Source organism: Stenotrophomonas rhizophila, from assembly GCF_003751305.1.
Classification (GTDB): Bacteria; Pseudomonadota; Gammaproteobacteria; order Xanthomonadales; family Xanthomonadaceae; genus Stenotrophomonas; species Stenotrophomonas rhizophila_B.
Genome location: NZ_RJKV01000001.1, coordinates 1,233,994 through 1,255,690, shown reverse-complemented (window position 1 = coordinate 1,255,690; position 21,697 = coordinate 1,233,994). Strand labels below are relative to the sequence as shown.

At 65.1% G+C, this 21,697-nt stretch carries 16 protein-coding genes; 8 read left to right on the top strand and 8 right to left on the bottom strand.

What is annotated here, in order from left to right:
• The first annotated feature begins 188 nt into the window (after positions 1-188).
• The 4 genes from EDF74_RS05775 to EDF74_RS05760 are packed head-to-tail and all read left to right on the top strand — an operon-like array spanning position 189 to position 5,037.
• A complete protein-coding gene (locus EDF74_RS05775) occupies positions 189-2,462 on the top strand; it encodes a methyl-accepting chemotaxis protein (protein WP_123729175.1) in 2,274 nt (757 codons plus the stop codon).
• Between the two features lie 54 nt (positions 2,463-2,516).
• Positions 2,517-3,380 (top strand): CheR family methyltransferase, encoded by an 864-nt coding sequence (locus EDF74_RS05770; RefSeq protein ID WP_123729174.1) that lies wholly within the window; start codon positions 2,517-2,519, stop codon positions 3,378-3,380.
• Positions 3,377-3,973 (top strand): chemoreceptor glutamine deamidase CheD, encoded by a 597-nt coding sequence (cheD, locus tag EDF74_RS05765; RefSeq protein ID WP_123729173.1) that lies wholly within the window; start codon positions 3,377-3,379, stop codon positions 3,971-3,973. The genes EDF74_RS05770 and cheD overlap by 4 nt, the downstream gene beginning before the upstream one ends.
• Positions 3,970-5,037 (top strand): protein-glutamate methylesterase/protein-glutamine glutaminase, encoded by a 1,068-nt coding sequence (locus tag EDF74_RS05760; protein ID WP_123729172.1) that lies wholly within the window; start codon positions 3,970-3,972, stop codon positions 5,035-5,037. Before cheD ends, EDF74_RS05760 begins: the two co-directional genes overlap by 4 nt.
• Positions 5,038-5,142: 105 nt before the next feature.
• On the opposite strand, the gene EDF74_RS05755 is transcribed toward EDF74_RS05760, so the two are convergent.
• The 5 genes from EDF74_RS05755 to EDF74_RS05735 form a co-directional block, all read right to left on the bottom strand.
• Positions 5,143-5,487, bottom strand: a complete 345-nt coding sequence (locus EDF74_RS05755; protein WP_123729171.1) for a hypothetical protein — start codon at positions 5,485-5,487, stop codon at positions 5,143-5,145.
• 343 nt (positions 5,488-5,830) lie between these two features.
• On the bottom strand, positions 5,831-6,670 hold the full coding sequence (locus EDF74_RS05750) for a hypothetical protein (RefSeq protein ID WP_148045912.1): 840 nt from the start codon (positions 6,668-6,670) through the stop codon (positions 5,831-5,833).
• A gap of 114 nt (positions 6,671-6,784) precedes the next feature.
• On the bottom strand, positions 6,785-9,370 hold the full coding sequence (acnB, locus tag EDF74_RS05745) for a bifunctional aconitate hydratase 2/2-methylisocitrate dehydratase (RefSeq protein WP_123729169.1): 2,586 nt from the start codon (positions 9,368-9,370) through the stop codon (positions 6,785-6,787).
• A 49-nt stretch (positions 9,371-9,419) separates the two neighbouring features.
• Complete coding sequence (locus EDF74_RS05740) at positions 9,420-9,818, bottom strand: type II toxin-antitoxin system VapC family toxin (RefSeq protein ID WP_123729168.1); 399 nt, start codon at positions 9,816-9,818, stop codon at positions 9,420-9,422.
• Between the two features lie 7 nt (positions 9,819-9,825).
• Positions 9,826-10,050: an AbrB/MazE/SpoVT family DNA-binding domain-containing protein gene (locus EDF74_RS05735; RefSeq protein WP_123729167.1), complete on the bottom strand. Its 225-nt coding sequence runs from the start codon at positions 10,048-10,050 to the stop codon at positions 9,826-9,828.
• 200 nt (positions 10,051-10,250) lie between these two features.
• Between EDF74_RS05735 and bamE the strand changes: the two genes are divergently transcribed.
• The 4 genes from bamE (at position 10,251) to EDF74_RS05715 (ending at position 16,579) form a co-directional block, all read left to right on the top strand.
• Complete coding sequence (bamE, locus tag EDF74_RS05730; RefSeq protein ID WP_123729166.1) at positions 10,251-10,628, top strand: outer membrane protein assembly factor BamE domain-containing protein; 378 nt, start codon at positions 10,251-10,253, stop codon at positions 10,626-10,628.
• A gap of 245 nt (positions 10,629-10,873) precedes the next feature.
• Positions 10,874-13,630 carry an aconitate hydratase AcnA gene (gene acnA, locus EDF74_RS05725; protein WP_123729165.1) on the top strand — a complete coding sequence of 919 codons (2,757 nt, stop codon included), beginning with the start codon at positions 10,874-10,876 and terminating at the stop codon, positions 13,628-13,630.
• 244 nt (positions 13,631-13,874) lie between these two features.
• Positions 13,875-15,551, top strand: coding sequence for a long-chain fatty acid--CoA ligase (locus tag EDF74_RS05720; RefSeq protein WP_123729164.1), 1,677 nt, complete (start codon positions 13,875-13,877; stop codon positions 15,549-15,551).
• A gap of 158 nt (positions 15,552-15,709) precedes the next feature.
• On the top strand, positions 15,710-16,579 hold the full coding sequence (locus tag EDF74_RS05715; RefSeq protein WP_123729163.1) for a crotonase/enoyl-CoA hydratase family protein: 870 nt from the start codon (positions 15,710-15,712) through the stop codon (positions 16,577-16,579).
• Positions 16,580-16,629: 50 nt separating this feature from the next.
• Here the strand turns inward: EDF74_RS05715 and EDF74_RS05710 are convergent, their stop codons facing one another.
• From EDF74_RS05710 to lysS, 3 genes are all read right to left on the bottom strand, one after another.
• Positions 16,630-18,804, bottom strand: a complete 2,175-nt coding sequence (locus tag EDF74_RS05710) for an ATP-binding protein (protein ID WP_123729162.1) — start codon at positions 18,802-18,804, stop codon at positions 16,630-16,632.
• Between the two features lies 1 nt (position 18,805).
• A complete protein-coding gene (locus tag EDF74_RS05705) occupies positions 18,806-19,945 on the bottom strand; it encodes a response regulator (RefSeq protein WP_123729161.1) in 1,140 nt (379 codons plus the stop codon).
• 201 nt (positions 19,946-20,146) lie between these two features.
• Entirely contained in the window at positions 20,147-21,664 is a 1,518-nt protein-coding gene (gene lysS / locus EDF74_RS05700; protein ID WP_123729160.1) for a lysine--tRNA ligase, read from the bottom strand.
• Positions 21,665-21,697 lie beyond the last annotated feature (33 nt).

Sequence of the window (21,697 nt, the reverse complement as noted above, 5' to 3'; positions counted from 1 at the left end):
CGGCGCTTCGGCACCGGGGCCTTTTTCATGCCCAACTGCCTACCTGAATGGCGAGCGGCTAAATACTCGCCGGAATCGGCCGATAACAGCATTGCCAGACACTTCGTCGCGGCCGGCCAGGTGGGTGAACGTCACCGCGATTTCCCTGGCATCGCCACGTGCTTCCCTGCCGATCAGATGCCCTGCCCATGACTCTATTCCGCCGCTGGAACCAGTACTTCGCCAACCTCTCCGTCCGGCGCAAGCTGAACCTGCTGACGCTGCTCATCGCCCTGGGCGTGATCGCGCTGTCGGTGGTCGCTGCGCGCATGCAGTACGTGGACCTGACCGAAACGCGCAAGACCAGCCTCAAGACCCAGGTCGAGCTGACCTACGGCATCCTGGATCATTACCACGGCCTGGCGCAGAGCGGCGAGCTCAGCGAGCAGGAGGCCAAGCAGAGCGCGCTGGAAGCACTGGCCCGCATGCGTGCGGACAACAACGCCTTTTACTACAGCGTCTACGACACCCGGTACCGCGTGATCATGCATCCGTTCCGCAAGGATCTGATCGGCCAGGACATGAAGGACTTCCGCTCCGAGGACGGCGTCCGCCTGTTCTACGACCTGGTCGGCATGGCCCGGATCGGCGGCGGCGTGGTCACTTACAAGTGGGAGAAGGCCGGCGAAAAGGGCCTGTTCGTGAAATCGGCCTACGCCGGCATGTACCAGCCTTGGCAGTGGGTCGTCAGCAGCGGCGTCTACATGGAGGACGTGCAGCAGCAGGCGCTGGTGTTCACCGGCATCATGACCGCCACCGGTGGCGGCGTGGTGCTGATCGTGCTGGCGCTGAGCTGGTTGATCGGCAACCGCATCACCCTGCCCCTGCGCCAGGCCACCAACGTGGCCGAGAGCATCGCCCGCGGGAAGCTGGACAGTCGCATCGGCGAGCAGGCCCATGACGAGCCTGGCCGCCTGCTGGAAAGCATGGCCCGCATGCAGGAACAGCTGCACGCGGTGATCAGCGGCCAGCGCGAGATGGCGACCCATCACGACGCCGGCAACACCAGCTACCGCATGGATGAGGGCGCCTTCCCGGGCGAGTACGGCCTGATGGTGCATGAGACCAACACCCTGGTCGGCGCGCACGTGCAGACCATGAGCGAAGTGCTGTCCGTCGTGCAGCGCTACGCCCAGGGTGATCTGAGTGCGGATCTCACCCGCTACCCCGGCGAGAAGGCGCAGATCACCGCCACCGTCGATGCGGTCAAGCAGAACCTGGGCAACATCAACGGCGAGATCCAGCGCCTGGCATCGGCCGCCGCGGCTGGCGACTTCAGCCAGCGCGGCGACACCGCCCGCTTCAATCACGATTTCCGCCTGATGATCGCCAACCTCAACGCGATGATGCAGGTAAGCGACGAGAACCTGGGCAAACTCTCCCAGCTGCTGTCCGCCATTGCCGAAGGCGACCTCACCGCACGCATGGACGGCGACTTCCAGGGCGTGTTCGCCACGATGCGCGACGACGCCAACGCCACCGTCGCACAGCTGACCCAGATCGTCGGCCAGATCCAGACGGCTGCTGGCAGCATCAACCTGTCCGCGGGCGAAATCGCCACCGGCAACAGCGATCTGTCACGCCGCACCGAGCAGCAGGCCGCCAACCTGGAAGAAACCGCCGCCTCGATGGAGGAACTGACCTCCACCGTGCGGCAGAACGCCGAACATGCCCGCCAGGCCAATCAGCTGGCCATCGGTGCGCACTCCGTTGCGTCACAGGGCGGCAGCGTGGTCGGTGAAGTCGTGACCACCATGGCCGCGATCCAGACCTCGTCCAAGAAGATCGCCGAGATCATTTCGGTCATCGACGGCATCGCCTTCCAGACCAACATCCTGGCACTGAACGCGGCGGTGGAAGCTGCCCGCGCCGGTGAGCAGGGCCGTGGCTTCGCCGTCGTTGCTTCCGAAGTGCGCACCCTGGCCCAGCGTTCGGCCGGTGCGGCCAAGGAGATCAAGGGCCTGATCGATGATTCGGTCGGCAAGGTCGCCGAGGGCTCGCAGCTGGTCAACCAGGCCGGCGCCACCATGGGCGAAATCGTCGCCTCGGTGCAGCGCGTGACCGACATCATGGCCGAGATTTCCGCCGCCTCGCAGGAGCAGTCCGCCGGCATCGACCAGGTCAACCAGACCGTGGTGCAGATGGATGAAACCACCCAGCAGAACGCCGCCCTGGTGGAAGAAGCCACGGCAGCCGCCCGCTCGATGGAGGAGCAGGCCACACAGCTGGCCGATGCCGTCGCCATCTTCCGCCTGGACAACCAGGTCGCCGCGGCCGTCAGCGCGGTCACCGCGCGTGCCGGTGCAGCGTTGCCGCCAGTGCGCAGCGCCCCGCGCCCGGCGCCCGCCGCCCCCCGCCCTGTCGCAGCCGCCAAGCCCTCGCGCGCCCTGCCGGCCGATGACGGCAACTGGCAAGAGTTCTGAGTCTGCGCGGCGGTCGCACGACCGCCGCACCCCCCTTTTACTGCGAGCCTGCCCGTGTCCACGCCTCCTGCCACCGCCGCATCCTCCAATGGCCGCGAATTCGAGTTCGCCGACCGTGATTTCCGCCGTGTCTGCGAGCTGATCTACCAGCGGGTCGGCATCTCGCTGGCACCCGCAAAGCGCGACATGGTCTATGGCCGCCTGTCGCGCCGTCTGCGTGCGCTCGGCATGCGCAGTTTCAGCGACTACCTGGATCAGCTCGAATCCCATGGCGGCGAGGAATGGCAGGCGTTCACCAACGCGCTGACCACCAACCTCACCGCGTTTTTCCGCGAGCCGCATCACTTCGAGAAGCTCACCGACGAACTGCGCCTGCGCGGCAACGGTGGCGGGACCCTCCAGCTGTGGTCGTGCGCGGCTTCCACCGGCGAAGAGCCCTACTCGATGGCCATCACCGCCTGCGAGACCTTCGGCACGCTCAAGCCGCCGGTGCGCATCCTGGCCACCGACGTGGACACCCAGGTGCTGGCCACCGCCAGCCGCGGCGTCTATGCGATCGACCGGGTGTCCGGCCTGGATCCGGCGATCCGCAAGCGCTACTTCCAGCGCGGCACCGGCCCCAACGAAGGCCACTGCCGGGTTCACCCGGCGCTGCGCGATCTGATCGACTATCGCCCGCTCAACCTGCTGGCCAACCGCTACGACGTCGGCGGCCCGTTCGATGCGCTGTTCTGCCGCAACGTGATGATCTATTTCGACAAGCCCACCCAGCGCGGCATCCTCTCGCGCCTGATCCAGCACATGGGCGACGACGGCCTGCTCTATACCGGCCACTCCGAGAACTACCTGCACGCCGCCGATCTGATCCAGCCGTGCGGGCGCACCCTGTACAAGCGCGCGCCCGGAGCGCCGGTATGAGCCTGCCGATCCGCAACGATGAGGTGATGCGTTACTACGACAGCCGCTTCCAGGTCACCGCTGCCAAGCTGTTGCCGACCCAGTATCTGGCGGTGGACGACAACACCGCGCTGACCACCACGCTGGGCTCCTGCGTGGCCGCCTGCCTGCGCGACCCGGTACTGAAGATCGGGGGCATGAACCACTTCCTGCTGCCCGAGGGCAATGTCGGTGATGGTGCGCCCGCGCGCTACGGCAGCTACGCCATGGAACTGCTGATCAACGACCTGCTCAAGCGCGGCGCGCACCGCAAGCGCCTTGAGGCCAAGGTGTTCGGTGGCGCCAACGTGCTCAAAGGCTTCACCAGCAACCCGGTCGGCACCCGCAACGCCGAGTTCGTGCGCCAATACCTGCAGGCCGAGCACATCCCGATCATTGCCGAAGACCTGTGTGGCATCCACCCGCGCAAGGTGTGGTTCTTCGCCGACACCGGCCGCGTCGTCGTGCAGCGCCTGCCGCACGCGCATGAAGCCGAAGTCGCCGCGACCGAATCGGCCGTGCGCGCCCGCCTGTCCAAAGCCCCGGTCACCGGTGGCGTGGAGCTGTTCGAATGACCCATGGTGCACCCTGCAAAGTCCTGATCGTCGACGACTCGGCGGTCGTGCGTCAGATGCTCAGCGAAATCCTCGACAGCGATCCCGGTATCGAAGTGGTCGGCACCGCCGCCGACCCGTTGCTGGCGCGCGAGAAGATCAAGCGCCTGGCACCGGACGTGATCACGCTGGACGTGGAAATGCCGCGCATGGACGGCTTGGCCTTCCTTGAGAACCTGATGCGCCTGCATCCGCTGCCGGTGGTGATGATTTCCTCGTTGACCGAGCGTGGCGCTGACACCACGCTGCAGGCATTGGCGCTGGGCGCGGTGGACTTCGTCTCCAAACCCAAGCTGGATGTCGCGCGTGGCCTGCAGGGCTACGCAGACGAGATCATCGCCAAGGTCAAGATGGCCGCACGCTCGCGTGTGCGTCCGCTGGCGCGCCCGAATCCGCCGCGCATCACCCTCGGCGCGGTGGCTCCCGTCGCGCCGCGCTCCATCCAGTTCCGCACCACCGACCGTCTGATCGCCATCGGCGCCTCGGCCGGCGGCACCGAAGCCCTGCGCGTAGTGCTGGAAGGCATGCCCGCCGATGCGCCGGCCGTGGTGATGACCCAGCACCTGCCGGCCACCTTCAGCACGCCGTTCGCCGAACGCCTGGACCGCCACTCGGCGATGTCCGTGCGCGAAGCCACCGACGGCGAAGCCGTGCTGCCCGGCCATGCGTATCTCCCCCCGGGCGGCAAGCACCTGCGGATCATCCGTGACGGTGCGCGCTGGCGCTGCCGGATCGACGATGGCCCGCCGGTCAACCGGCACAAGCCCGCCGTGGACGTGCTGTTCCGCTCGGTGGCCGAAAGCGCCGGCGCCAATGCCATCGGCGCGATACTTACCGGCATGGGCGACGATGGCGCCCGTGGCCTGCTGGATCTGAAGAACGCGGGCGCGCCCACCTTGGTGCAGGACGAAGCGACCAGTGTGGTCTGGGGCATGCCCGGTGCGGCGTTCAAGCTGGGCGCAGCGGAGGAGATGGTGCCGCTGGAGCGGATTGCGGAGCGGTTGATGGCGTTGGCGCGGGGTTGAGGCTCGCATCACCGCTGAAACGGCCCGCCGGCCAGGGTCGGCCGATCCCCGATCGCCGGCACCGGGGATCGGTGCGACGCGAGCGACGCACCGATTGCAGCGACGTTATCTGGACAGGACGCACGTCCCAAGCTTCTGCACCAGTTCACTACCTTGCACAAGCACACTGAATTCACGCGAAGAACCAACTCGATAGCAGTCCACAAGCATTACCTCGCGAGGAGAGCCCAACGACAGCACGACGGAGTCTTCCGTCCGATCCGCCAACGAAAGCAGCCGCTTGACGTCGATCCCGCTCACTGCAGCGCCACCGAGAAACGCTTTCTCGTGAAAGCAGAACACACCGTCGACAGGCCCCAGCACCTGACTGATGCGGTCAATGACTTTACCGGCGCTCTCTCGATCAACGTACGCTGCGACCAGGCCGGAAGCGGCCAAAATCTGGCACATTGAGGCGAGTTCCCAGGTTCTCGTTCATCGCTTGAACCAGCTCTCCTGCATGCGTTTCGCGCTTCTCCACGTTCTCCCGCTCCAGCCCTGCCTTCGACCTCGCAGCCCTGATCGCATCACGTCTTTGAGCCGAAATCATCACTTTTCCCTCGAATTGAAGTCAACGCGGATACTCGTCGCATTTTGAATCTCCGGCCGGCCCTTGGCACAGCCCGCAGCGTGGTCTGGGGCACCCCGGTCGCGACATTCAAGCGCGCCCGGCGAAGGACAGGTTACCGCTGGACCCCATTGCGGAGCGTTCGATGGCGTTGGCGCGCAGCTGCCTCCAGGGGAACTGGGTGTGCTAGAAATCCTCAAGCTGTCCATTGGGTGGAGGGCCCTGAGCGAGCGCGCTCTCTGTGCCGCGCTCAATGGCACGTGCGGCTCGTTTCGGAAAGAAGAGTAGATCATTGCGCCTGAGGAATACTTCGCGCATCTCGAGATAGATATCTCCGCATAGCCAGAACATCATATCTTCGTTCAACTTGCTGCGAGCCAACCGCAAGCATTCCGACCTCAACTCCAAACTCTCGCATTTGTCCAGAAAATTGATGACGATCCACAGCTTTGTCCTCTGCGCATGGAATGAAACCCCCATTTCTCGCAGAATTCCACCGGAAAGCATAAGGTCAAAACCGCGTCGCGCCTCTTGGTTGTTGTTTGACATCCGAGCCCAAACCGAAACGGAGAGACGCTTGTACGCATCAGCGAAAAACTGATCATGCGATACATCGGAATTTCGGACACGAACTGGCTTCTCGATTGATGTCCTCAGCTCGTCGAGAAAGCCTTGGAACACTTCAACCCCATGCTGTCTCTCCATCAATTGCAGCTGCCGCTCGCTCTTCTCCAAGGCTCTCAGCGTTAGCGCGTACATCCTTGAATGTTGAGATGAAGTGCTGCGCAATGTGACGATCAGGGCGGTGACACTCGCGATCGCCAACACTGTTCCAACAGTCCCCGCCACGTAGGAACCAAAACTGGACCAGTCCGCGGGATCCTTGGATATCTGCGCTGTAGAGAAATTGTAAAAATAGAATGCAATAGGCGCCAGCACCAGAATGAGTGCGACCATGGATCCAATTGCCAGCATCCAGGCAGCGCGACCATTGCCACCAAAGTCATTTCCGTAATTTTCGGCCAAAGGAAGCTCCTAAACCAGGTCACAATTCGACCAGGACCACCAAACGAAAACCCCCGATTCTCACCGGGGGTTTTCATTTCAACGGGGTGCCGGCCAGCGGCCGGCACTACCGCATCAGGCAGCGACCGTCTTCGCCACGTCCTGGTAGTCCTCGATCTGGTCGAAGTTCATGTAGCGGTAGATGTCCTTGCTGCTTGCATCCAGCACGCCGATGTCGGCCATGTACTCTTCCTTGGTCGGGATGCGACCCAGACGCGAACAGATCGCGGCCAGTTCGGCCGACCCCAGGTACACGTTGGAGTTGCGGCCCAGACGGTTCGGGAAGTTGCGGGTCGAGGTCGAGAACACCGTCGCGCCCTCACGCACCTGCGCCTGGTTGCCCATGCACAGCGAGCAGCCCGGCATTTCCATGCGGGCGCCGGCGGTGCCGAAGGTGCCGTAATGGCCTTCCTTGGTCAGCTCCGAAGCATCCATCTTGGTCGGCGGGGCCACCCACAGCTTGGTCGGGATGTCGCGCTTGCCTTCCAGCAGCTTGGCCGCCGCACGGAAGTGACCGATGTTGGTCATGCACGAACCGATGAACACTTCGTCGATCGCCGCACCGGCCACGTCGGACAGCGTCTTGACGTCGTCCGGATCGTTCGGGCAGGCCACGATCGGCTCGTGGATGTCGGCCAGGTCGATCTCGATGACGGCGGCATATTCGGCGTCGGCATCCGGGGCCAGCAGCTCCGGGTTGGCCAGCCAGGCTTCCATCTTCTCGATGCGGCGCGCCAGCGAACGGGCGTCCTGGTAACCCTCGGCAATCATCCACTTCAGCAGCGTGATGTTGCTGGTGAGGTACTCAATGATCGGCTCCTTGTTCAGGTGCACCGAGCAACCGGCGGCCGAACGTTCGGCCGAGGCATCGGACAGTTCGAACGCCTGCTCGACCTTCAGCTCCGGCAGACCTTCGATTTCCAGGATGCGGCCGGAGAAGATGTTCTTCTTGCCCGCCTTGGCCACGGTCAGCAGACCGGACTTGATCGCGTACAGCGGGATCGCGTTGACCAGGTCACGCAGGGTCACGCCCGGCTGCATCTTGCCCTTGAAGCGGACCAGCACCGATTCGGGCATGTCCAGCGGCATCACGCCGGTGGCAGCGGCGAAGGCGACCAGGCCCGAGCCGGCCGGGAACGAAATGCCCACCGGGAAACGGGTGTGCGAGTCGCCACCGGTGCCGACGGTGTCGGGCAGCAGCATGCGGTTGAGCCAGCTGTGGATGACGCCGTCGCCCGGGCGCAGCGAGATGCCGCCACGGGTGGAGATGAACTCCGGCAGCGTGTGGTGGGTCTTGACGTCCACCGGCTTCGGGTACGCCGCGGTGTGGCAGAACGACTGCATCACCAGGTCGGCCGAGAAGCCCAGGCAGGCCAGATCCTTCAGCTCGTCACGGGTCATCGGGCCGGTGGTGTCCTGCGAGCCCACCGAGGTCATCTTCGGTTCGCAGTAGGTGCCCGGGCGCATGCCCTGGCCTTCCGGCAGGCCACAGGCGCGGCCGACCATCTTCTGCGCCAGCGAGAAGCCCTTGCCGGTATCCGGCGGGTCCATCGGCAGGCGGAACAGATCGGTCGGGGCCAGGCCCAGCGCTTCACGCGCCTTGGCGGTCAGCCCGCGGCCGATGATCAGCGGAATGCGGCCACCGGCGCGCACTTCGTCGAACAGCACGTCGGACTTGACCTTGAACTCGGCGATGACGGCGCCGTCCTTCAGGGCCTTGCCGTCGTACGGGCGCAGCTCGATCACATCGCCCATGTTCATCTGCGACACGTCGAGTTCGATCGGCAGCGCGCCGGCGTCTTCCATCGTGTTGTAGAAGATCGGGGCGATCTTCGAACCCAGGCACACGCCGCCGAAGCGCTTGTTCGGGATGAAGGGAATATCTTCGCCGGTGAACCACAGCACCGAGTTGGTGGCCGACTTGCGGCTGGAACCGGTACCGACCACGTCGCCCACATAGGCAACCAGGTGGCCCTTGTCCTTCAGCGATTCCAGGAACTTGACCGGGCCGCGCTTGCCATCTTCTTCCGGCTCGATGCCATCACGCTTGTTCTTCAGCATCGCCAGGGCGTGCAGCGGGATGTCCGGGCGGGTGGTGGCATCCGGGGCCGGCGACAGGTCGTCGGTGTTGGTTTCGCCGGTCACCTTGAGCACGGTGATGGTCAGGCTTTCCGGCACCTGCGGACGGCTGGTGAACCATTCGGCATCGGCCCAGCTCTGCAGCACGCCCTGGGCGTTCGCGTTGCCGGCCTTGGCCTTTTCCTGCACGTCGTGGAAGGCATCGAACACCAGCAGGGTGTTCTTCAGCGCATTGGCGGCGATGGCACCCACGGCGCTGTCGTCCAGCAGCTGGACCAGCGGCGCGACGTTGTAACCGCCGAGCATGGTGCCCAGCAGTTCGGTGGCGCGCTCGCGCGTGATCAGCGGATTGACTTCGCTGCCCAGGGCGATCGCGGCCAGGTACGAGGCCTTGACCTTGGCAGCGTCATCGACGCCGGCCGGCACGCGGTGGGTCAGCAGTTCCAGCAGGAACTCGGCTTCGCCAGCGGGCGGGTTCTTCAGCAGTTCGATGACGTCGGCCGTCTGCTGGGCGCTCAGCGGCAGCGGCGGGATGCCAAGCGCGGCGCGCTCGGCTACGTGGTGGCGGTAGGCTTCCAACATGACAACTCCCGGGTGATTCTTTGAAAGAATGCGGTTTAAAAGTATGGGCTCAGGCGTGCGGCACGATCAGCTTCAGGCCCTTGAAGTAGTCGCGGTAAAATTTGTCGTTCCAGGTGATCAGGCCGTCGCACTGCAGCAGTGCGTGCGAACCCACCATGAAGTCGTCCAGGCTGCGGCGGCCTTCGCCGCGCTGCCGGTGACGGCGCTGCATCTCGCCTGCACGCAGGGCCGATTTGGCTTCCAGCGCGTTGAAATGGACGCCCATTTCCTCCAGCGCCTCGAGCACTTCGGCACCGCCGCGCAGCGAGGCGCACAGTTCGGCCAGGGTCGCCCCGCAGACCACCACGCGGCCGCCGACCAGGTTCTGGCGCAGACAGGCCTCCACGGCGTCAGCCTGCGGGCCGTTGCTGAGCAGTTCGATCAGCACCGGCGAATCGACGGCGATCATCGCAGGCTCAGTCTTCGTCACGGACGGCCTTCACCGCAGCCTCGGACGACTCGAAGCCGTCCAGCGCGAATTTGCCGCGGGCGCGTGAGATCGCATCGTCCACGCTCTTGCGCAGGATGATGCGGCCGCCTTCCAGCTCGACGGTGAGCTGGGTGCCCTTGGTCAGCCCCAACGCATCACGCACGGCCTTGGGCAGGGTGATCTGTCCGCGCTCTGCAACGGTGGCTTCCATGGGGTACGCCTCAAAAAGTATGTATGAATTGTACGTACTTTATCGTTCAGGGGCAAATCCAGGCGCCGCCTGCCTTGCGGGCGCCGTGGGCCGCGCAAGAAGGCTAGACTGGTCGGGCAGCCACCGCTGCCGCCCGGACGCGGACACTTCCCGTCACCCTGGCGACCCGCACACCCATCGATAGACAAGGACATCCCACGATGCGCGCCACCACCCTCGCCTTTGCCCTGCTGATTGCTGCCCCGCTGGCCCTCGCGGCCCCGCCGGCGCATGCCAACCCGTTTGGCGCCTACACCACCGGCACCGAGATCACCCAGCAGCAGCTGGATGCCGCCGAAGTGGGCAAGACCACCCAGGAGGATGTCCGCGGCGCCTTCGGTGCCCCCAGCCGCCGCGAACAGCTTGGCGACACGCAGGTCTGGTACTACGACTTCGTCAAGATCAAGTCGTTCGGCAAGAACGTCCAGGAAGCCACGGTGTTCGAGTTCGGCAAGACCGGCGTGCTGTCGGCCAAGTCCAAGACCAATGCCGTGGGCAAGACCGGCAATCCGCTGATCGATGCCGCCAACGGCAAGTAAGCGGCCGCCCACCAGCTACTTCCCGACGGGGCGCTCATGGCGCCCCGTCTGCATTCGGGCCCCGGGCGATGACATCGGCACTACACATGCCTGTGTAACCTTCCGTCCTGAGCCCAAGGGCTGGCACGCCCCTGCCGCTGTCGCATACTGCGACGCATCGGCGGGCGCAGCGAGCCCGACGGCAGCCGCAAGCAGGCGCGTTCCGGCGCAGCCCTTGCAAGCCATCCGCAAGAGGAGTTTCTGCAATGAGCGATTCGTTCTCCACCCGCAGCCAGCTGGACGTCGGCGGCACCACCTACGACTACTTCAGCCTGCCCAAGCTCGGACAGACGTTCGACATTTCCCACCTGCCCTATTCGATGAAGATCCTGCTGGAGAATCTGCTCCGGCACGAGGATGGCGGCGTGACCGTCGGCAAGGACCACATCCAGGCCGTAGCCCAGTGGGACCCCAAGGCCGAGCCCGACATCGAGATTGCCTTCATGCCCGCCCGCGTGGTGCTGCAGGATTTCACCGGCGTGCCGTGCGTGGTCGATCTGGCCGCGATGCGCGATGCGGTGGTCAAGCTCGGCGGACGCCCGGAGCAGATCAATCCGCAGATCCCCTCCGAGCTGGTGATCGATCACTCGGTGCAGGTTGATGTGTTCGGTACGCCCGATGCGCTGGACCTCAACGGCAAGATCGAATTCCAGCGTAATCAGGAACGCTACGGCTTCCTGCGCTGGGGCCAGAAGGCCTTCGACAACTTCAAGGTAGTGCCGCCGAACACCGGCATCGTCCACCAGGTGAATCTGGAAAACCTGGCCCGCGTCGTCATGACTGCGGACAAGGATGGCAAGGCGGTGGCGTACCCGGACACCGTGTTCGGGACCGACAGCCACACCACCATGATCAATGGCATCGGCGTGCTCGGCTGGGGCGTAGGCGGTATCGAAGCCGAGGCCGCCATGCTCGGCCAGCCGTCGTCGATGCTGATCCCGCAGGTGGTCGGCTTCAAGCTGACCGGCCGCATGCCCGAAGGCGCCACCGCCACCGATCTGGTGCTGACCGTCACCCAGATGCTGCGCAAGCACGGCGTGGTCGGCAAGTTCGTGGAGTTCTTCGGCGAAGGTCTGCAGCATCTGCCGCTGGCCGACCGTGCCACGATCGGCAACATGGCGCCGGAGTACGGCGCGACCTGCGGCATCTTCCCGATCGATGAGGAATCGCTGACCTACCTGCGCCTGTCCGGCCGCAGCGAGGAACAGATCGCGCTGGTGGAGGCCTATGCCAAGGCCCAGGGCCTGTGGCACGACGCCAACACCGCGCACGCCAGCTACAGCGCCACGCTGGAACTGGACATGGGCGAGGTCAAGCCGTCGCTGGCGGGTCCCAAGCGCCCGCAGGACCGCGTGCTGCTGGAAGACGTCAAGCAGAACTACCGCGAGAATCTGGTCGGCCTGACCACCAACCGCGACAAGCGCAACGATGACGTCTCCACGTTCGTCAACGAAGGTGGCGGCGCGGCGGTCGGCAACGAACAGCTGGCCAAGGGCTACAGCGATGTCGAGCTGGATGGCCAGAAATTCCGTCTGAAGGATGGCGCGGTGGTGATCGCCGCGATTACCTCGTGCACCAACACCTCCAATCCGGCGGTGATGATCGGTGCCGGACTGCTCGCGCGTAACGCCGCAGCCAAGGGCCTGGACCGCAAGCCGTGGGTCAAGACCTCGCTCGGCCCAGGCTCGCGCGTGGTCACCGATTACCTGGAAAAAGCCGGTGTGCTCACCGAGCTGGAGAAGGTCGGGTTCTATGTGGTCGGCTATGGCTGCACCACCTGTATCGGCAACTCCGGCCCCCTGCCCACCGAAGTCAGTGCCGGCATCGCCGCCGGTGACCTGGTGGTGGCCTCGGTGTTGTCGGGCAACCGCAACTTCGAAGGCCGCGTGCACCCGGAAGTGAAGATGAATTACCTGGCCAGCCCGCCGCTGGTCGTCGCCTACGCCATCGCCGGCACCACCGATATCGACCTGACCACCGAGCCGCTGGGCACGGGCAGCGATGGCCAGCCGGTGTACCTGCGCGATATCTGGCCGAGCAACAAGGAAATCGGCGACGTGATCGCCGCGACCATCGGGCCGGAGATGTTCAAGAAGAACTATGCCGACGTGTTCAAGGGCGACACCCGCTGGAACACCATCAAGTCGCCCGATGGCGATCTGTACGAGTGGGACGGCAGCTCGACCTACATCAAGAACCCGCCCTACTTCGAGGGCATGACAATGGACGTCGGCCACATCGATGACGTGCACGGCGCGCGCGTGATGGGCCTGTTCGGCGACTCGATCACCACCGATCACATCTCCCCGGCCGGCAACATCAAGAAGGATTCCCCTGCAGGCCGCTTCCTGCAGGAGCGTGGCGTGCAGCCGGCCGACTTCAACAGCTACGGCAGCCGCCGCGGCAATGATGACGTCATGGTGCGCGGCACCTTCGCCAACATCCGGATCAAGAACCTGATGTTCGGCGGCGAAGAAGGCGGCAACACGCTGTACTTCCCGAAGGACGGCGGCGAGCCGCAGAAACTGGCGATCTATGATGCGGCCGTCAAGTACAAGGCCGAGGGCGTCCCGCTGGTGGTGTTCGCCGGCAAGGAATACGGCACCGGCTCCTCCCGCGACTGGGCGGCCAAGGGCACCAACCTGCTGGGCGTCAAGGCGGTGATCGCCGAGAGCTTCGAGCGCATCCACCGCTCCAACCTGGTCGGCATGGGCGTGCTGCCGCTGCAGTTCAAGAATGGCGAGAACGCACAGAGCCTGGGCCTGGACGGCTCGGAAGTGGTGGACATCACCGGCCTGGAGGATGGCGCCAGCAAGTCGGCCACCCTCACCGCCACCAAGGGCGATGGCACGAAGAAGACGTTCGAGGCGCATGTGATGCTGCTGACCCCGAAGGAGGTGGAGTACTTCAAGCACGGCGGCCTGTTGCAGTACGTGCTGCGCCAGCTGGCGGGGAAGAAGTAAGCCAGCCGCCGCGTTGCTGTGGCGTCGGGTCACGCCCACCGGTCGTGGTCCACACGGTAGCCCACGACCGTTGGTCGTGGGCATCGACCGGGCATGTCGCAAACAACGCGTCCTGGTGACCCTCTGCGGCCTTTCTTCACAGGCCCTTCGCGTTTCCCATTCGGGACGGTATGCTGCCGAGGCATGAAACGACGGATACTCTCCGTCATCGCGTTACATCATCCACGTTTCCTGGAGGGGGAATATGAGTCTGGAACGACCCTGGCTGCAGAGTTATCCCAAAGGCGTACCCGCCGAGATCGACGTCAACGAGTTCCATTCGGTCTCGGCCGTCTTCGACACCTCGGTGGCCAAGTTCCGCGACCGCCCCGCCTACTCCAGTTTCGGCAAGGTTCTGACCTACGGGGAAACGGACGCACTGGTCGAACAGTTCGCCGCCTACCTGCTCGGTGAGCTGCAGCTCAAGAAGGGCGACCGCGTTGCCCTGATGATGCCCAACTGCCTGCAGTACCCGATCGCGACCTTCGGCGTGCTGCGTGCCGGCCTGACCGTGGTCAACGTCAACCCGCTGTACACCGCCCGCGAGCTCAAGCATCAGCTGGTGGATTCCGGCGCGGCCGTGCTGGTGGTGGTCGACAACTTCTGCGACACCGTGCAGCAGGTCATCGCCGATACCCCGATCAAGCAGGTGGTGACCACCGGCCTGGGCGACATGCTCGGCGCCAAGGGCATCGTGGTGAACTTCGTGCTGAAGTACATCAAGAAGATGGTGCCCAACTACAGCCTGCGCGGCGCGATCCGCTTCAACCAGGCACTCAAGCTCGGCAGCCGCCACACCCTCCCCAAGGTCGAGATCGACCACGACGATGTCGCCTTCCTGCAGTACACCGGCGGCACCACCGGCGTGGCCAAGGGCGCGATGCTGACCAACCGCAACCTGGTCGCCAACATGCAGCAGGCCTCGGCGTGGATTTCCGCCTCGGGGATCGAGATGGGCAAGGAGGTGATCATCACCGCCCTGCCGCTGTACCACATCTTCGCGTTGACGGCGAACGGCCTGGTCTTCATGAAGTTCGGTGGCTGCAACTACCTGATCACCAATCCGCGCGACATGAAGGGCTTCGTCAAGGAGCTCAAGGCGACCCGCTTCACCGCGATCACCGGCGTCAACACGCTGTTCAACGGCCTGCTCAACACCCCCGGCTTCGACGAGATCGACTTCTCCTCGCTGAAGGTCACCCTGGGTGGCGGCATGGCGGTGCAGCGCGCCGTCGCCGAGCGCTGGAAGAAGGTCACCGGCGTGACCCTGGTCGAGGCTTATGGCCTGACCGAGACCTCGCCGGCCGCCTGCATCAATCCGCTCAGCCTGGCCGAGTACAACGGCGCGATCGGTCTGCCGATTCCGTCCACCGACGCCTGCGTCAAGGATGACAACGGTCAGACCCTGGCGGCCGGTGAAGTCGGCGAGCTGTGCATCAAGGGCCCGCAGGTGATGAAGGGTTACTGGCAGCGCCCGGAGGACACTGCACAGGCGGTCGATGCCGAGGGCTGGCTGCACACCGGCGACATGGCGCGGATGGACGAACAGGGCTTCTTCTACATCGTGGATCGCAAGAAGGACATGATCCTGGTGTCCGGCTTCAATGTGTATCCCAACGAGGTTGAAGACGTCATCGCGATGATGCCCGGTGTGCTCGAAGTCGCCGCAGTCGGCGTGCCCGACGAGAAGTCCGGCGAAGTGGTCAAGGTGGTCATCGTCAAGAAGGACCCCAACCTCACCGCCGAGATGGTCAAGGAACACGCGCGTGCCAACCTGACCGGCTACAAGCACCCGCGCATCGTGGAGTTCCGCAAGGAACTGCCGAAGACCAACGTGGGCAAGATCCTGCGCCGCGAACTGCGCGATACGCCCGCGCCGTAACGGTTCCCCAACGGCTGCATCTTCACAGGGCCCCTGCCGGCAACGGCGGGGGCCTTTTGCATTGCATGAGATGCCGGGGGTGTAGGATCGCGGCGTGTGGACCCGTCAGGCCCGCCGCCCACCGTCCTCCCAGCGGGCCAGCCTCCGAGGAAATCGCCATGAGCACCATTGAAAAGCTGCCCGTCAATCATCGCTACGCCACCATCCGCACCGCGACCACCGGCAACGACGATGCCCATTGGCTGTACATGCATGCCGATGCCTCCAGCGGCATCCGCCCGTGCTGCCGGAAGGACATGCTCGATGAGATGTGGAATTTCATGAGCGCGATCACCCGCACCCCCGCCGAACGCAACAGCGGCAAGCTGCGCCACTTCGTGCTGGCCTCCGATGCGAACGCCTACAACCTGGGCGGCGATCTGGATCTGTTCACCCGGCTGATCCGCGAGGGCAACCGCGACCGCCTGCTGACCTACGCGCAGCGCTGCGTGGAAGGCGTGCACCACCTGCACACCGGCTTCGGTGGCGACGTGCGCTCGATCGCGCTGATCCAGGGCGACGCGCTCGGCGGCGGCTTGGAGATGGCGCTGGCCTGCCACACCATCGTGGCCGAAGAAGGCTGCGGCATGGGCCTGCCGGAAGTGCTGTTCGGCCTGTTCCCGGGCATGGGCGCCTACTCGTTCCTGTGCAAGCGCGTGGCCCCGCAGCTGGCCGAGAAGATCATCCTGGACGGCCGCGTGTATTCCTCAGAAGAGATGTACGCGATGGGCGTGGTCGACGTGCTGGTGCCCAAGGGCCACGGCGTCAAGGCGGTCGAGGATCTGATCCGTCAGCATCAGCGCATTCCGCACTCGTACCTGGCGATGAATGCCGCGCGCAATCTGGCCCAGGCCGTGCGCTATGATGAACTGCTGGAGATCACCAAGGTGTGGGTCGATTCCGCACTCGCCCTGGGCGACAAATCGCTGCGCACCATGGACCGCCTGATCAAGGCCCAGACCCGCCGCGCCACCCTCGACGTCGCCTGAGTCCTCCCCTCCCCTGTGTTGTTCAAGCCCGGCTGCCGCCGGGCTTTTTTTCAGCGCATGTCGCCGCCGTCGTCGGCCTGCCCCTGCGCCTTGCGCTGGGCGCGTGCATCCAGTGCCTGGCGACCTTCCTTGATGCCTGTCTGGAGCAGGGTCATGCGCTGGCGCCACTCGCTCTTGAGCTGCCAGTCAGCCATGCGCATCAGATCGCCCGCACGGTTCGCCACGCGGACCAGGCCCAGGTTGCTGGCCACGCCCTTGATCGCATGCGCCTGCTCGCGGAAGTGCACCCAGTCGCCGCGCTCGCCATCGGCCAGCGCCACACCGATGCACTGTTCGGCGTCGGCCAGGCATTGGCGGATGAACTCGCGCTCGAAGCCATCGCCCATGCCCAGCGAGGCAAGCTCGTCCAGCACGCCCGGATCGAGCACGCCATCCAGGGCGGTGGCGGTGCGCACGATCGGTGCGCTGGCCTTGAGCTGGCCGTTGGAGGCGATGTCGGCCAGCACGTCCAGCAGCCGCACCGCGACCACCGGCTTGGCCAGGAAGGTGTGCGCACCGGCCTGGGTGCAGCGCTGGATCGCTTCGGGTGTCACGTCGGCGCTGAGGACCAGCACCGGCGTGCGTGGCCCACCGCCAGCCTGCATCACCCGCAGTTCCTTGAGCATGTCCAGGCCGCTCATGCCGGGCATGTGCAGGTCCACAATGGCCGCATCGAAGTCGCTCTCGGCCATCGCATCGAGCACCGCTTCGCCGCCATTGACGCACAACACCTTGTGGCCGGCCTTCTGCAGCAGCCGCTGCAGCACCATGCGGTTGGCCTCGTGATCATCAGCGACGAGGATCTGCATGCTGCGCACGCGGGCACGATGGCGCAGGAACGGGTCGGCAAACGCGATCACATTACCGCTGCTGTCCGGCAGCCCATCGCCGACCAGGGCGGGGGTGACCGTGCCCAGCGGCACGCGGGGCGGCGCGAACGGCACCTCGAACCAGAAGTGGCTGCCCTGCGGTGGATGGTCCTCGTAGCCGATCTCTCCGCCCATGGCCTCGACCAGGCCCTTGGCGATGGTCGTGCCCAGGCCGGTGCCTTCGTGGCGACGGGCCATGCTGACATCGGCCTGCTCGAACGCTTCGAACAGACGCGGGCGCATTTCAGCGGCGACGCCGATGCCGGTATCCAGGATATCGAAGCGCAGCCGCACGCCGCCGTTGGATTCGGCGTTGAGCACGCTCACCCGGATTTCGACCCGACCATGGTCGGTGAACTTGACCGCGTTGCCGGCCAGGTTGAGCAGGACCTGGCGCAGGTGCCCGACGTCACCGCGCAGCAGCGGCGGCACGGTCTCGGCCACCTTGACCCGGTAGTCCAGCCGCTTGCCCTTCGCCTGTGGCAGCAGGATCAGGCCGATGGCCTGGATCACATCGGCCAGCGCGAAATCCTCGGCGTTGACGCGCAGCTTGCCGGCTTCGATGGCCGAGATGTCCAGCACCTCCTCCACCAGCGCCAACAGGCTGCGTGAGGAGGCCTGGATGGTGTTGACGCACTCGCGCTGCTCTTCATCCAGCTTGGTGGTGGCCAACACTTCGGTCATGCCGGACAGGCCGTTGAGCGGCGTGCGGAACTCGTGGCTCATGTTGGCCAGGAAGCGGCTCTTGGCCTCGTTGGCACGGCGTGCCTCGGCCATGGTCCGGGTCAGCTGGCGCAGCAGCGTGGAGAAATACAGTGGCACCGCGGCCAGGCCCAGCCACAGACCGAACGCCAGGCGTGCGTTCTGCCCCCAGTACGGCGTCAGCAGCGCGGTACAGCCGAAACTCACCATGGCCATCGCCACGGCCACGTAAAGATAGTTGTTGCCGAACCGCATGCCGTTGCCGACGGTCACCCACATCACCACGATGTAGACCCAGGCCAGCGGCTCGCCCATCTGCACCATGCCTGCCGCGATCAGGCCGTAATCAGCCAGCATGCCGGCCACGCGCCGTGGGTCCGAGCGCCCCGGCCGCCAGAGCAGCCAACCAAACAGGCCCAGCGACAGGGTCAGCCCGGTCAATACGATCGCCAGCACGCCGTGGTACTGCGCCGACGGCAGGTCATGGCGCGGGCCGGGCATGAGGACATACAGCAGGATCACCGTGATCAGCGCGATCCGGACGATCGCCTGGCCATGCTCGGAATCCGGGCGTTGCGCCAGACGTTGCTTCAGGCGCGGGTACAGACGGCGCATATCACATCCCCGGGCGGGATGACGCGGTGGAGTGCTGTGCGCAGATGTCCTCGAGCTGGAGACGGCCGCGCATCAGGGCATCGACGCAGCGCGGATCGAACAACCGTCCACGCTGGGCGTACAGATAGGCCAGCGTGGCTTCCATGGTCCATGCTTCCTTGTACGGACGCGGTGAGATAAGTGCATCGAAGACATCGGCCACGGCCACGATGCGCGCTTCCAGCGGAATGGCGTCACCGACCAGCCCATCCGGGTAACCGCTGCCGTCGTACCGCTCGTGGTGACGCAGCGCGATCAGCGCGCCCACCTGGATGAAACGATTCTGGCTGCCACTCAACAGTTCGTAGCCGATGCGCGGGTGCCGGCGCATGATCGCCTGCTCCTCATCGTTCAACTTGCCCTGCTTGAGCAGCACGGCGTCGGGAATGGCGATCTTGCCCATGTCGTGCAGCGGCGCGGCCATCTCGATCAGCTTGACCTCTTCCTCCGGCAGCCCGAGCTGCTCGGCGATCAGGCCGGCCACGTGCGCCATGCGCTCCAGGTAGGCGCTGGTGCCGGCATCACGGAACTCGATCGCACGCGCCAGCCGCGAGAGCGTTTCGCGCTCGCGCTCTTCCACCTCGTGCATGCTGGCCAGCAGGCGCTGCTCCAGCGACAGCGCGCGTTGCTTGACGTTCTCCGACTGCTGGCGCAGCTGCAACAGGTTGTAGCAGCGCGCACGCAGTTCGCGCGGGCGGATCGGCTTGACCAGGAAGTCGATCACGCCGGCTTCCAGCGCGGCTTGGCGGATCGGCTCGTCGCCGACCACGGTAATCAGGATCACCGGGATGTCACGGTGCTTGGGCAGGCGACGGAAACGGCGGGCAAACTCCAGCCCATCCATCTCCGGCATGCGGTAATCGAGCAACAGCAGATCCACGGCATGCGACTCGCACCAGGCGAGCGCCGTCAGTGGATCGCCGAAGTCGTGCACGGACAATTCCGGCGCAATGTCCTCAATGACATGGCGCAGCATGGTACGCGCGGACGTCTGATCGTCAACGATGACAATATTCAAGGCTGCTTCTGCCTTCTTCCTTGACCACACTGGAACATGCTGCGGAGAGGATACTCCGCCGCTCTGGACACTGGCACCTTGCATGGGTCCGCCTCCCGTCATGAACACCCCAGTTCATGATCGTCGTCACAGTGTGATGCCAGTGTAGGCACCTCCTGCAACCCGTCATGGTCCGTGGCCATCACGCCATAGCACCTGGCTAAGGCCACGCAGAAACCATACTCGCGCGGCCACGGGAGCGGAACCCCCATCCGGACGTGCCCCAAGCACGCCCGGACGTACGTCTCAGTTTTCGGGACGCATATACGGGAACAGCAACACGTCACGGATCGAGCTGCTGCCGGTGAGCAGCATCACCAGCCGGTCGATACCGATGCCCAGGCCGCCGGTCGGCGCCATGCCGTACTCCAGCGCGCGGATGTAATCGGCGTCGTAATGCATGGCCTCGTCATCACCGCCCTCCTTCGCCGTGACCTGGGCCTGGAAACGGGCCGCCTGGTCTTCCGGATCATTCAGCTCGGAGAAGCCGTTGGCCAGCTCCTTGCCGTTGATGAACAGCTCGAAGCGGTCGGTATAGCCCGGCTGGTCATCATTGGCACGGGCCAGCGGCGAGACTTCCACCGGGTGGTCGGTAATGAAGGTCGGCTGGATCAAGGTGTGTTCGACCGTGGCTTCAAAGATCTCCAGCAGCAGCTTGCCCCAGCCATAGGACGGCTTGATGCGGATCTTCAGGCGCTCGCAATGGGCCACCAGCGCATCGCGATCGGTGCAGTCGGCCGCACTGATCTCCGGGTTGTGGTGACGCACCGCCTCGTCCATGCGCCAACGGCGGAAGGCCGGGGCCAGATCGATCGTGGCGCCGTCCCATTCCACCGTGGTGGTGCCCAGCACCTTGCTGGCCACGTCACGGATGACGCCTTCGGTCAGGTCCATCACTTCGGTGTACGTGGCGTAGGCCTCGTACAGCTCCATCATGGTGAATTCCGGGTTGTGGCGGGTGCTGACGCCTTCATTGCGGAAGTTGCGGTTGATCTCGTACACGCGCTCCAGCCCACCCACGACCAGGCGCTTGAGGTACAGCTCCGGGGCCACGCGCAGGTACAGGTCCAGGTCCAACGCGTTGTGGTGGGTGGTGAACGGCTTGGCCGTGGCGCCGCCGGGGATGTAATGCATCATCGGCGTTTCGACTTCCAGGAAGTCGCGGTTGTCCAGCCAGGCGCGCATGGCGCGGATGATCCGCGAGCGCTTGATGAACACCTCGCGCGACTCCGGGGTCACAATCAGATCGACGTAGCGCTGGCGGTAGCGCTGCTCCACGTCGGCCAGGCCATGCCACTTGTCCGGCAGCGGGCGCAGCGACTTGGTCAGCAGGCGGATGCTGGTGGCCTTGACCGACAGCTCACCGGTCTTGGTGCGGGTCAGCCCACCCTCCACGGCGATGATGTCACCCACGTCCCAGCCCTTGAAGGCGGTGTAGGCCTCACCCAGGGTGCTGCCCTGCAGGAACAGCTGGATGCGGCCGGACTCGTCCTGGATCTGGGCGAAGCTGGCCTTGCCCATCACGCGCTTGGCCATCAGGCGGCCGGCCATCTTGACCTGGCGGTCACTGGCTTCCAGTGCTTCGGCGGTCCACTGTTCTGCATCGGCGAACTCGGCCTGCAGGGTGCCGGCGAAATGCTCGCGGCGGAAATCGTTCGGGTAGGCGATGCCCTGCCCGCGCAGGGCGGTCAGTTTCGCGCGGCGCTCGGCGATGAGGCTGTTCTCGTCGACGGGGGGCTGCGGCGCGGCGGTCTGATCGTTCATGGCGTGGGTCTATGTATGTCGGGGGGAGGTACG